Genomic DNA, 12,347 nt, shown 5'->3' with positions numbered 1-12,347 from the left:
CGCGCTGCCGTCCGACTTGCATGTGTAAGGCATGCCGCCAGCGTTCAATCTGAGCCAGGATCAAACTCTTCAGTTCAAACCTGTTACTGTTTTCGGGCTCTCTCGAACCCGGTCGCTCACTCAAAATCACTGACTGATGGTTCGATTTCTCAAACCTTCCTCAATTTCTTTCTGTGTGAGTCTCGATTACTTTTGCCTTCGGCAGCTCCTGAGAACCACCGCGCGCCGTCATCGAGCACCCACACCTGTCGGCTGTTAGTTTTTAAAGAACATCGCTAAAAGCTGCTGCTTTTTCGCGCCCCCGTCGTTTGGAGAGGCCGAATTATGCGGGGGCCCATAGGGCCTGTCAAGAACTTATTTCGCGGGTGCCTTAAAAAAATTGCGGCGCCACTTTCTTACGCACACGCACTCTCCTCTAATTCGCGAAACGCAGACGAAAACTGCGCGGGACAACCGCGCGTTTTTCACATGTACTGCCGACACTGCAAGCAGGCCAAAGCGGACCGCCTGCATACACGGCATCAATCAGGAGCCGACGTAACCCGGCGGCGGATTCACGTTGCTCTTAAGGACACTCACATTGTTCGACACTACATAGACAGGTGCTTCCGTGAGATTCAGCTTCAACGTGCCGTCCGTGTAGTTCATGGTCATCGGGTTGCCCATCATGTCGATTAACTTGACCGTACCGCTCGTACCCGGCGCATCCACCACGAGGTTGTACGCAACGCTATAGGTCGAACTGAAGCCGGCACTCGCATTCCACACGTTATTGTTGTGCGTCCACAAAGCGGTGATTACCGAACCATTGTTGACCTGCTGAAACGAGTACGCATAGACACCCGACGGCGTGTTCTTAACCGGACCGAGCGTATCGGTGCCATCGAGAACACGCGTCATCGCGCTCATCACCATGGCAGCCGGCTTCGGACTGATGTTGGTCGCACCAAATGAGCCTTGAGCATTCGACAGATCGAAGAACGTGCCGTATCCCACTTCATCCGGATAGTCCGCACCGTAGAACACGTACGAAACGTCCGCGCCTTCGCCGAGCAGGATGATGTGCGTGCGTGCCACCACTGCGCCCTGCGCAAACAGAACGTTACCCGTCGGATAGTTCGCGCTGTATGACGAACCGAGGTCATAGCTGATGCCGACTTCCGTCTGATATAGCTTCATGCCCGAGCGGTAGTGGTTGAGCATCGTCGTTCGCAGCGTGCGTATCGAGTTGTTCAGCGCGTTCGCGGCAGTTGCCGGATCAGGATCGGTCGCGAGACGTTCAGGCGGATGCGAAGGAGAAGTGCCCGCATCGTAGTAGCCGTGCGTCGCGACACCGTCGATGTACTTGCCAAATCCAAGCGACGCAATACGTTGCAGCCGCTCGTTCGTGAGACTCGGGAACGCATCCGTCGGCCCCATTACGAATGCGTTTGGGTCGGTCGAGTGAATGCCCTGATAGACCGACTGGTACAGCGACACGAAATTGGCATCCGTGTCTGTCCAGAACTGATTTGGCTCCCACGTCACCTGATAGAAATTCGCAGACTGCTTCGGGAAGTACTTCTGCCGGATCGTGTTCGATTCGGTGCCGACACGGCTCATGTAGTTCTGCAGATACGACATGTCCTTCGGCAACGTCGTGAAGTCCTGGAATGCACCCGTCGTAGATGCCCAGCCCGGCAGACCATCGAGACGGATGAGGCGCATCACGTTGCCCGTCGTATAGAACGAATCGAGGTTGCTGGCCGACGGATTGAAGGTATTCGGACCGTTCGGCTCCATCGTCGACATCTGGCGGTCATCGATCGTTTGCGTGATGCCGAGGCCAGCAAGCACCGCCGCGCGATCGTTCTCGCCCTGCATGCCGAAGCGGTGCTGCTCCTGCTTCGTATAGGTGACGGCGGGCACGACGCTCGACAGGTCGGAAACCACGCCAAACGTTGCAATGCCCGTGGGACGCGTACCCGCTTGCGGCAGAGCACCACCCGCCGTCTTCAGGCTTGCAGACACCGCGAAATAACCCGCAAGCGTCGACTTGCATGTGAGTGTCGTTTGCGACGCGCCGCCCGGCACATCGAAGCTACCGCTTGCCGCGACCCGGCCCGTCGTATCGGCAATCGACCAGTTGAGGGTATCCGCATTGCCCGCGTTCGTCGTGAATGCGAGCGGAAAGCTAGCTCCCGACGCGAACATGCGCGTGCCGTCGCTGCTCGGCGTGTCCGCGGAAATCTGCGTGCTGCCCGCTGCTGCGCCCGCCTTTACGGGCGACGCGCAACCGATGCTCCCTGCCGTATTGCCGTTCACAGTCGCGTTGGCCGCGGACGCTCCCGGCTGCTGGGAAACACTGTTTGTCGATGCACTCGTGGAGCCCGCGCTTGTGGAAGATGCGTTCGTGGAAGTCGCGTCGTTGCCGCCGCCACCGCCGCCACAGCCCGCGAGAAGAATTGCTATTGAAGAGAAAACAAGAAGGGAATTGACTTTCATGAAGTGCGAATGGGCAATCGAAATCCGTCCGAAAACGCCTGGCAAAAATGCCCGAATTCAGACGCTGGATTTCAAGGTTGGCTTTCTTGCACGCCGAGTCGTTCTTACTTCGCCGACTAACAGGTGCGACGCGTTGCCGGTAATTTCGAGCGACGCATTTCCTGCATGCCCGCCGCAGCATTCCGCGCGAGTGAGGCCGTGCTCAACCGATTGCAACCAGATGTAACTGCAAGACGGAATCCGGTTATTGCGGACGATCAGGTATTACGAACGGGAATACCGCGTGGCATTCAAGCCAAAACGTCCATCCATCATGCCCATCAATCGTCACACAAAATCATTGGGACATTGGACTCCATTTTGCAAGGCCGAATGCTACCGAATGGAAGCGTTTACGTCTGCCGAAACCGGGTAACACTTTGTAACGCATGAAGATTTATAGCGTCAATTTGCCCGCATGCGTCAACGCCGCGATAAAGGACATATTAATGTGCACTTTCGTTACGAAAGAGATGCGGTCGAATTTACCCAACACTTTCAGGCACCTATGAACGGGAGCCGCCATTGGCGCAAAAGCACTAGCCGATTTAATCGCCAATTGTTTTTTATTTTTTAAAGTTCGAACATCACCTCGACACTTCATTTCTCCTGGATTTCCATTCGCCGATTTAGTCATCTTAATCTTCACATCTATTCCGCTGCAGAAAGCCGCGCATTTCATCGCGATGACTGCATGAATTCATTCCTTCACGCACAAACAACATTTTTTGAAACCAATTGCGTACTTTCATTGACCTATTGATCAAGCTGACACATATTGCTCACAGACCATTGCGATCACGCGAGAGATGCATCGCGCCGTAACGTGGCCACGTCCTGCACACAATGGTTGCCAACGAGAAGAATGTGCGATGCCGTCTGCAATGCCGGCATGGGAGTCCACCATGGACACGATTCGCAAGCGTCCTGCGATGCCGCACGAGCAATGCGACAAGACGCCGGAGACAAATCTTGTGGTGAAGCGCGACCTTCCTGCGCGGCCACTCGACCTGCTATTTCCCCTCGACGCTTCAGCGCCTGACATTCCCACACCGTCGTCACCCGACGAGGCGCGTTCCCTGAACTCCACGCCGTCGCCGCTCTTCCGGCGTATCGCGCCGAGGCCGCGCCGCCTCGCTGCCCCGGCGTCAGTGGGAACGCCGGACTGGAGTCTGAGCGCCGGCGCAGCCGTTGTGCTGCTCGGCTTTGCGATTGCGTTCGGGACATACGTTACGTTGACGCAACGCGACGCCATGCAAAGCCGTTTGCGCCGCATCGTGAGCCAGAATGAACTGCGGGCAGCTTCACATCACGATCGACCGACGATCGGAGAACGCACCCAGGAACTCGCGCGTACCCTGCGCGAGCAGATCGAAGCGCTGCGCAGTCTCGATGTCGCGGACGCTGCCGCGATTGCCGGCACGGCCGCCACCCCGCCCGCCAACGCGCATGGCGGCACGGTCGCAAGCAGCGCGCCGAGCCTGCCATCCCGATCAGCGCCGCCCGCCTCCAACAAAACATCGGCCAGCCAGATCACCGCGAAGCCGCTTGCACCTCCGTTGCCTCAACCTGCGCCGCGCGCGCGTCAGGTTGCAAACACCGAGCCAACGCGCACACGCGTCGTCGCAACAACAACACCGCACGATCACAAGGCGAATGCGAAACCAGCTAAGCCAGCTAACTCCGAGTGCGGAGCACCCTCGCCGTGTGTCGAGACGACGGCACAAAGCTCGCGCAAGCCCGTCAAGACAACGACCGCAGCGCCACAGCAGGACGTCAAGCCTCACACTGCCGCCGTGCGAAGCGTCGCGGCAAAGGCGCCCGCCGCGCCCGTGCCGCACACGGCACCTCCTCCTGCCGTGCAGGCCTATGTGCAGCCCGATATTGGTCCCGCCGTGCCTCCCGTCAGCGACAACAGACAGCTCTTTCGCCAGCACTAGATCTTGTCGAGCGCGGCCGCTCATCGGCGCAGTCGACAAACAATTGCACACATCTGGCGGAAATGGACGAAGCGATGTCGTCCCCTCCCGCGCCGACGTTCTTAACATGGAAAGATTGGCCGCGCCGCGAAGAAGAAGAGCGCGCCATGCCACTGTGTGGGGGCGCTCATCCGGGCGCGAGGAGATTGGCATGCAGCCATTGCATTCAGTATCGCGAGATCACGCGCGCCGTCATTCATCGCAAACGCCCTGCACGCTCAGCGGCCTTGGCAAGACCACAGCCGCGTTGACACTCGCTCTCCTCTTCACCGCGTGCGGCAATGGCTCATCAAATGGCGACAGCACGAACAATTCCAGCACAACCGGCAGTTCGGGATCAGGTTCAAGCCCGGGCTCAGGCTCTGGCTCGGGTGCAGGTTCAAGCTCGGATTCCGGCTCCGGATCAGCATCGGGTTCAGGCAACGGCACATCCGGCTCTGCCCCCGGCTCGGGCAACAACACGACGGGCACCATGACTCCGTCATCGTCCACCGTCGCGCTCGCCACCGACGTGCTGACGCATCACAACGATCTCGCGCGCACCGGGCAAATGCTCGCCGAAACGACACTCACGCTGTCCAACGTCAATTCGGCGTTGTTCGGCAAAGTCGCGTTTCTCGCGGCCGATGGCAAGGTCGACGGTCAACCGTTGTCGGTGACGAGCCTGTCGATCAACGGAACGACTCACAACGTGATCTATGTCGTCAGCGAACACAACAGCATCTATGCATATGACGCGGACAACCAGGCACTGCTGTGGCAAGTGTCGTTGACGGGCGCGAACGAAACACCCAGCGACGATCGCGGCTGCGGCGACATCACGCCCGAAATCGGCATTACGTCGACGCCCGTCATCGATCGCAATCGCGGACCGCACGGCGCGCTGTATGCCGTCGCGATGACGAAGGATGCGAGCGGCGGCATCCATCATCGCCTGCATGCACTCGACCTCGCCAATGGCGCGGAGCTGTTCGGCGGCCCGGGCGAAATCGCCGCGACCTATCCCGGCACAGGCGGCAACAGTGTGAACGGCGTGCTCACGTTCGATCCGTCGCTGCATACCGAGCGCGCGGCGCTCACCCTCGTCAACGGGAACATCTATATGGGGTGGACGGCGCACTGCATGTCCGGCCCGTACACAGGCTGGATCATGAGCTACAGCGCCGACACCCTGAAGCAGACGGGTGTCGTCAACATCGCGCCGAACGGCCATCAGGGCTCGGTCTGGATGGCCGGTTCCGGCATGGCATCGGATGGCGCATCGATCTATGTGGTCGACGGCAACGGCACGTTCGGCACGACGCTCGACGCGAACGGATTCCCCGCCGACAGCAACTTCGGCGACTCGTTCATGAAGCTCTCGACGAGCCCGCTCAAAGTCACCGACTACTTCGCGCCGCTCGACGTCGTGCAACTCGCGAACAACGACAACGACTTCGGCTCTGGCGGCGCAATGCTGCTGCCCGACCAGAAGACCGCCGACGGCACCGTCAAGCATCTCGCCGTGGCGGCAGGCAAGGACAACAAGATCTATGTCGTCGATCGCGACTCGATGGGCAAGTTCAGTCCCACGTCGAATAACATCTGGCAGGTGCTCACGGGCACGCTGGCGGGCGGCATATGGGGCTCGCCTGCCTATTTCAACGGCACCGTGTACTACGGCGGCTTGAACGACAGCATCAAGGCGCTGCCCATCACGAATGCGATGCTCGCGGCGACTGCCGCGTCGAAGAGCCCGACGGCATTCGCCTATCCGGGCACCGTCCCGGCGATCTCGGCGAACGGAACGTCGAACGGCATCCTGTGGGCCGCCGAAAACGGCACCACGGGCGCGCTGCACGCATACGACGCAACCAATCTCGCCCGCGAGCTCTATAACAGTAATCAGGCCGGCACGCGCGACCAGTGGGGCGCAGGCAACAAGTTCATCACGCCGATGATCTCGCGCGGCAAGGTCTATGTCGGCGCGACGAACGGCGTCGCCGTGTTCGGGCTGCGACAATGATCACACTGTGACGTCCACCGCGTTGCAGCACGGAAATTGGCGACGAATGGCGTGCTTCTGGCGTGCCTCGCCGCTGCAACGCGATATGCTGGAATAGCAACCTTCCGGCTTGCGATGGCCTGACGGCCGTTTGCCATGGCTCACAACGTGGCTTCGCGCGCGTTTCGCGCGGCGAATCCGCGCCGACAAGATCAATACTTCGCCAGGGAGTCCGCTAGCCCATGAGACGCTTCACCCATGCAGCAATCGCGCTGCTGTTCATCAGTAGCGCATCCGTCGCGCAGCAGCCGATGACCGTTCCCGGACGCAGTCAGAGCCCGGGACAACAGACCATCGATTCGGCTCTGTGTTACGCAGACGCAAACAAGACGACGCACGTGAACATGGCGCATGAGTCGCAACGTCCGCCGCCGCCCAACCAGGCGGCGCAGACAGCGCCGCGTCCCATCGTTGCGCCTGCGCCCGTCAATCCGCCTCTGCCTGCCGCCATGGGGGCATCGGGCGCATCCGCGGCGGTCGCCGCTTCGGCCGCGTCCGCGCCCGTCGTTGCGAGCGGCGCGACGGCCGCAAGCGGCACGCCCGCCACGACGGTCGCGGCGGCGTCGGGCGCATCGGGCGCCGCAGCGGCATCCGGCGCAGAAGCCGCATCGGGCGCCAGCACGCCGATGCCGGCATCGCCGTCGCTGGCCGAGATGCCGCCACCACCGCCGCCCGAACCGCCGATGGTTCGCTATTGGGCCGCTTACTCGAAGTGCATGCAGCAGCGCGGCTACTACACGCGCTAGCGTGCCGACACAGACGGCGCGGCTACATCGATTCGACGAAACGCAAACGGCACGCATGCGCGCACAACGCATGCGTGCCGTTCGCATTTCCCCATCGACAGGACCATCCATTGCATCTCTCTGCTGCAGCGCTCTACGCATCGGTGAACCATGCGACGCGCGCGTGGTATCGGGGCGCCAGGTTAAAAAACCGGCATTGGCCTAGACTTATTACCCACCCGATAACACGCGAACTCAACGGACGGAATCATGAAAGGGATATTGATCGAGAAGCAGGACAGCGGCAGCCGCGCGTCCGTCATGACCATCGACGAAGCGAATCTGCCTGCTGGCGATGTGACCGTGCGCGTCGAATGGTCGACGCTCAACTACAAGGACGCGCTTGCGATCACGGGGCGCTCGCCCGTCGTGCGCAGCTTTCCGATGGTGCCGGGCATCGACTTCGCGGGCGTCGTCGAATCGAGCGAGCATGCGTACTGGAAAGCCGGCGACCAGGTGATCCTGAACGGCTACGGTGTCGGCGAAAAACATTGGGGCGGTCTCGCACAACGCGCGCGCGTGAATGGCGACTGGCTCGTGCGCACGCCCGCACCGCTGACCTCGCGCGATGCGATGGCCGTCGGCACGGCAGGCTACACCGCGATGCTGTGCGTACTCGCGCTCGAACGTCACGGCGTAACGCCCGACCAGGGCAAGGTGCTCGTCACGGGCGCGGCGGGTGGTGTCGGCAGCGTCGCGATCATGCTGCTCGCGAAGCGAGGCTATCAGGTGATCGCGTCGACGGGCCGGCCGAACGAAGCGGCCTATCTGCATGAACTGGGCGCGCAGGAGATCATCGATCGCGCGGAGTTGTCCTCGCCCGGCAAGCCGCTCGCGAAGGAACGCTGGGTTGCGGCGATCGATGCCGTCGGCAGTCACACGCTCGCGAATGCGTGTGCCGGCACCGCGTATGGCGGCATCGTCGCGGCATGCGGGCTTGCGCAAGGCATGGACTTCCCCGCGTCCGTCGCGCCCTTCATTCTGCGCGGCGTGACGCTGGCGGGCATCGACAGCGTGATGGCGCCGCGCGCGCGCCGCGTCGACGCATGGCAACGCATCGCGCAGGACCTGAACCCCGAACGCCTTGCATCGGTGGTCAAGCAGATCGGGCTCGACGAAGCACTCGCGGCCGCGCCCGATGTGCTCGACGGCAAGGTGCGCGGGCGCCTCGTGGTCGACGTCAACCGATAGTGCGTGAGTCATGCCCGAATCATGCGCGAGAACGAAGGCGTGCTGTAACCCGACGTTACCTTTCTCGCAGCGCTGTAGCACCTGTGTCGTCCCTGCGCCCCTAGACTGAAGCCGTACTCAGTCACGCGCAACCATGCGCAGGGAGCAAACAATGAAGAAGGTGATGCTAGGTGCAGCTATCGGTCTGACGATGCTGGCGGCTTCGGCGGCCGCTTCCGCGCATGTCGATGTGGCCGTCGGCCTGGGCGTGCCGGGCGTGGTCGTGCCGGCTCAACCCATGTACGCTGCGCCCGCCCCCGTCGCAGTCGGCTATGTCGATGACGACTGGCGCGCGCGTCGTGCATGGCGCGAGCGCGAGTGGCGCGAACATGAATGGCGTCGCCATCAAGCGTGGCGCGAGCACGAATGGCGCGAGCATCAACGCGAGCGCTGGGGAGGCTACTGATCGCGCACGCTAAACACGTAATGCGCTGCCGCCTCGCTCGCAGTCGACACACACGATCGGCCGCAGCGGGGCGGTGTCTTTTTGAAGCGTCTAGTGTTCTATCCGATGCTAAAGCGTGAGCACGGCCCGCGTCACACGCCAGGCTTCCACGGCCACGACGGATACAAACGCCCGTTGCTTTCGACGCTCTCGCGCTGCGGCTCGCCCGGCTCTTCGGCGCGCTCGACGTCGGCTGCATCGGCAGAGGGCACGTCCGCGTCTGCGGACTCGAATGTCTGCGCAGTCGGCTCCGCATGTGCAGGCAACGCATCGCCGAACCATTCAACTTCGCGCTTCATCGCGTCGACGTAAGCACGCCAGCCCGCCGCATTGCCCGCAAACAGGTTGTCGCGCACGGCGAGCGCGAGCTGCGCGTAGTCGACCTGCTCTTCGAGCAGTTGCGCGGGCCACGCGGCAAACGATGCGCTCGCCTGCTTCGCGAAGTCCGCTGCCGTCGTCGCGGGCGATACGGCTGCGAGCCATGCGTGTGCCGCAAGGTCCGCATGAGCGTTCAACAGATCGCGCACCGTGTGGCGCGTTGCATCGGCGGCCAGCGCCACATCGATTGCATGCAGCGCGTCGCCGAGATGCAGCAGCAACGCGCGTCGTTCAAAAGCGTCTTTCATCGAAACATGTCCGTGCGTAAGTCCATCACACCATTCTAAAGGGTGCCGGACGCGAAACCAGTATGGCGCGCAAGCAGCACGTCATGAGCGAACGCCGAAAAAGCCCTGCCACAGCGAATCGAAAAGATTCCCCGCGCGTGCTTCGTGCGAAGGCTTGCTGTGCTTCGTGGTAGCCGCTTGTGCCTGCGATGGCGAGCGCGCCGCCTGTTCGGCAAGCTCGGGCGAGATATCGGTGGCGTCGGCCGCGTTCGACGTCTGATCCGCATCGGCGAACTGGTCCGTATTCGCTGATTGCTCGTCATGCTCCGCGCGCCGCGACTTCTGCAGCGCCCACACGCTGTCGGCGATACGCTGCGCTACGTCGGCATTGCAATTGCGGCCAAGCAGCACGCCGAACAGCACGTCGCGATTATGGCCTTCGTCGGCAAAGCGCATCGCGACGCCGACCATCTGCGCGTACTCCGCTTGCGCGGCGGCTTGCGCCTTGCGAGCGCGCTCCGCCTCCTTCTCCTGCTGACGCTTGTGAAGCGCCTCCCAGCGCCGCATTTCCTGCTCATAGACCGAGTCGTAGACCTTGCGCTGGTTTTCGTCGGAGAGAAGCGCGTACGCGTCCTTGATCTCCTGGAACGTTGCGCGCGCGGCGTCTTCGTGGCCGACGTTGCGGTCGGGATGCCACTTCATCGCGGCCTTCCGGTACGCTCGTTTGATCTCTTCCAGGGTGGCGTCTTGAGACACGCCAAGCTTCGCGTAAAGGGTTGCCATGTCGCGTTGGATTCACGGTTTGCAGTGGACGGTCGCGTTCATCGTAGCACGCGCCGATCGGGCCCGAGATCGGCGAGCGACATCGGGCTGCGTCGCGCTTTCATGCACCGGCAGACTGATTGCGCGCGCATCGATGACAGATGCTCGTGCGAATGTGCGCCAACGCACATTGCGCGCGGATCGCGAGCGTGTGCTCCGTCATATGTTCGACACACGCGTCGCGCACCATCGGCCCTCGGTAATGAACAAGTAACCAACCTTGCGTCCGGGTTGCATCCCCCCGCTTTCACCGTTCGCATTCCCGGCGCTGCCCTCGTCATGTTGCTCCTTTCAAGGAACATTTCCGTGCTGCGCTCACGACTCTTCGCCCGCACCATGCTCGGTGCCATCGCATCGCTCGCGGCGCTCGCCGCTGCCCCCGCCGCTCACGCCACCGTCGATCTAATCGCGATCGGCAAACTGGACGGCAATCTCCTCGACAAGTCGAAAGACACGGCTGGCACGCTCGAAAACGGCGCGCCCGGCAATCTGCTCGGCGGCATGGGCTCGGGCATCGGCTATGCAGGCTGTCACACGTTCCTCGCCGTGCCGGATCGCGGGCCGAATGCGATTTCGTATAACGCGGCCATCGACGATACCGCGTCGTACATCAATCGCTTCCAGACGCTGCGGCTGCATCTGAAGGAAGCGCCGAAGGGTTCTTTGCTGCCGTTCACTCTGACTCCGAAGCTCCTCGACACGACGCTGCTGCATACATCCGATGCTCTCGTGTACGGCATGGGCGCCGCGTACGGCGTGCCGAACGGGGCGCCGAAACTCAACAGCCAGAACCATACGAACTACTTCACGGGACGCTCGGACAACTTCGATCCCGCGCACCTGTCGACGTATCCGCTCGACGCCCGCTTCGATCCCGAAAGCATCCGCGTCGCGAACGACGGCGACAGCGTGTTCATCTCCGACGAGTACGGTCCTTACGTGTACCGCTTCGACCGCAAGAGCGGCCGCCGTATCGCGACGTACAAGCTACCCGACACGTTCGCCGTATCGACGCTCTCGCCCGTCGGCGACGACGAGATCAGCATGAACACGTCGGGCCGCATCGCGAACAAGGGCATGGAAGGCCTCGCGATCTCGCCCGACGGCACGACGCTCTTCGGCGCGATGCAGAGCCCGCTGATCCAGGACGGCGGCACGAACGGCGCGTATACGCGCATCGTGAAGATCGACATCCGCACGGGCCGCACGACGCAGTACGCGTACCCGCTCACGAACATCGGCACGACGGCCAAGCCGAAGTACCCGACGATCAGCGACGTGCTCGCCATCAACGATCATGAACTGCTGATGGACGAGCGCGACGGCAAGGGCCTCGGCGACGATTCGACGGCCGCGTTCAAGCAGATTTTCCGCATCAACCTGACGGGCGCGCAGGACGTGAGCCAGACGAGCAGCCAGAGCGGCCTCGCGCCCTATGCGCTGAAGAAGACGCTGTTCCTCGATGTCGTTGCGGCGCTGACCTCGCATGGCTACAAGGCGACCGACATTCCGGCGAAGCTCGAGGGCCTCGCGTTCGGCCCGGACGTGACGGTGGGCGGCGTGAAGAAGCACACGCTCTTCATCGCGAACGACAACGACTTCCTCGCGACCGTCACCGATACGAATCACCCGTCGGGCATCGCGAATCCAAACCAGTTCTTCGTGTTCGCCATCGATAGCGCCGATCTGCCCCACTATGTCGCGCAGCGTCTGCCGGGCGTATCGAACGACGACCACGGCCGCGGTGACGTGTGCGGCCGCGATGACGATGACGACCAGGGTCACGATCACGACCATGACGGCCAGGGTCACTAACCACGGTCACTAACACTAGTCACCGACATCACGATCGGGGTTCCTGCGTCCCCTGACGGACGTTGAGATGGGCCGGCCGCGGCGATCCGCGGGCCGGCT

12 protein-coding genes and 1 rRNA gene are annotated in these 12,347 nt (G+C 62.1%); 7 read left to right on the top strand and 6 right to left on the bottom strand.

Annotation, left to right across the window (positions count from 1 at the left end; translation table 11 throughout):
• Positions 1-76 (bottom strand): 16S ribosomal RNA (locus GCT13_RS30885); the annotation flags it as partial.
• A gap of 449 nt (positions 77-525) precedes the next feature.
• Positions 526-2,193: a glycoside hydrolase family protein gene (locus GCT13_RS30880; RefSeq protein ID WP_227747096.1), complete on the bottom strand. Its 1,668-nt coding sequence runs from the start codon at positions 2,191-2,193 to the stop codon at positions 526-528.
• Here GCT13_RS30880 and GCT13_RS49640 point away from each other — a divergent pair.
• Positions 2,192-2,710, top strand: a complete 519-nt coding sequence (locus GCT13_RS49640) for a hypothetical protein (RefSeq protein ID WP_227747095.1) — start codon at positions 2,192-2,194, stop codon at positions 2,708-2,710. The two genes, GCT13_RS30880 and GCT13_RS49640, sit on opposite strands and share 2 nt — an antisense overlap.
• Before the next feature lie 210 nt (positions 2,711-2,920).
• Here GCT13_RS49640 and GCT13_RS30875 read toward each other — a convergent pair whose 3' ends face one another.
• Positions 2,921-3,172 carry a hypothetical protein gene (locus GCT13_RS30875; protein ID WP_152764595.1) on the bottom strand — a complete coding sequence of 84 codons (252 nt, stop codon included), beginning with the start codon at positions 3,170-3,172 and terminating at the stop codon, positions 2,921-2,923.
• Between the two features lie 256 nt (positions 3,173-3,428).
• Between GCT13_RS30875 and GCT13_RS30870 the strand changes: the two genes are divergently transcribed.
• Positions 3,429-4,463 carry a hypothetical protein gene (locus GCT13_RS30870; RefSeq protein ID WP_152764593.1) on the top strand — a complete coding sequence of 345 codons (1,035 nt, stop codon included), beginning with the start codon at positions 3,429-3,431 and terminating at the stop codon, positions 4,461-4,463.
• A 231-nt stretch (positions 4,464-4,694) separates the two neighbouring features.
• On the opposite strand, the gene GCT13_RS49635 is transcribed toward GCT13_RS30870, so the two are convergent.
• Positions 4,695-4,976, bottom strand: coding sequence for a hypothetical protein (locus GCT13_RS49635; RefSeq protein WP_227747094.1), 282 nt, complete (start codon positions 4,974-4,976; stop codon positions 4,695-4,697).
• On the opposite strand from GCT13_RS49635, the gene GCT13_RS30865 reads away from it, so the two are divergent.
• From GCT13_RS30865 to GCT13_RS30850, 4 genes are all read left to right on the top strand, one after another.
• On the top strand, positions 4,975-6,507 hold the full coding sequence (locus tag GCT13_RS30865; protein WP_227747093.1) for a PQQ-binding-like beta-propeller repeat protein: 1,533 nt from the start codon (positions 4,975-4,977) through the stop codon (positions 6,505-6,507). The genes GCT13_RS49635 and GCT13_RS30865 overlap by 2 nt on opposite strands.
• 221 nt (positions 6,508-6,728) lie before the next feature.
• The gene (locus GCT13_RS30860; protein WP_152764589.1) at positions 6,729-7,292 is read left to right on the top strand and encodes a hypothetical protein; all 564 of its coding nucleotides are present in this window, start codon (positions 6,729-6,731) and stop codon (positions 7,290-7,292) included.
• A 246-nt stretch (positions 7,293-7,538) separates the two neighbouring features.
• A complete protein-coding gene (acuI, locus tag GCT13_RS30855; protein WP_321574736.1) occupies positions 7,539-8,522 on the top strand; it encodes an acrylyl-CoA reductase (NADPH) in 984 nt (327 codons plus the stop codon).
• Between the two features lie 151 nt (positions 8,523-8,673).
• Positions 8,674-8,967 carry a hypothetical protein gene (locus tag GCT13_RS30850; protein ID WP_152764585.1) on the top strand — a complete coding sequence of 98 codons (294 nt, stop codon included), beginning with the start codon at positions 8,674-8,676 and terminating at the stop codon, positions 8,965-8,967.
• 131 nt (positions 8,968-9,098) lie between these two features.
• Here GCT13_RS30850 and GCT13_RS30845 read toward each other — a convergent pair whose 3' ends face one another.
• Both GCT13_RS30845 and GCT13_RS30840 read right to left on the bottom strand, forming a co-directional pair.
• Complete coding sequence (locus GCT13_RS30845; RefSeq protein WP_152764583.1) at positions 9,099-9,632, bottom strand: hypothetical protein; 534 nt, start codon at positions 9,630-9,632, stop codon at positions 9,099-9,101.
• Positions 9,633-9,713: 81 nt separating this feature from the next.
• Complete coding sequence (locus GCT13_RS30840; RefSeq protein ID WP_152764581.1) at positions 9,714-10,394, bottom strand: J domain-containing protein; 681 nt, start codon at positions 10,392-10,394, stop codon at positions 9,714-9,716.
• Between the two features lie 345 nt (positions 10,395-10,739).
• On the opposite strand from GCT13_RS30840, the gene GCT13_RS30835 reads away from it, so the two are divergent.
• The gene (locus GCT13_RS30835) at positions 10,740-12,248 is read left to right on the top strand and encodes an esterase-like activity of phytase family protein (RefSeq protein ID WP_321574734.1); all 1,509 of its coding nucleotides are present in this window, start codon (positions 10,740-10,742) and stop codon (positions 12,246-12,248) included.
• Positions 12,249-12,347 lie beyond the last annotated feature (99 nt).

This window comes from Paraburkholderia franconis, assembly GCF_009362735.1.
Taxonomy (GTDB): Bacteria; Pseudomonadota; Gammaproteobacteria; order Burkholderiales; family Burkholderiaceae; genus Paraburkholderia; species Paraburkholderia franconis.
Note: the sequence above shows the minus strand (reverse complement) of the source record. Positions and strands in the feature narration are given on the sequence as shown.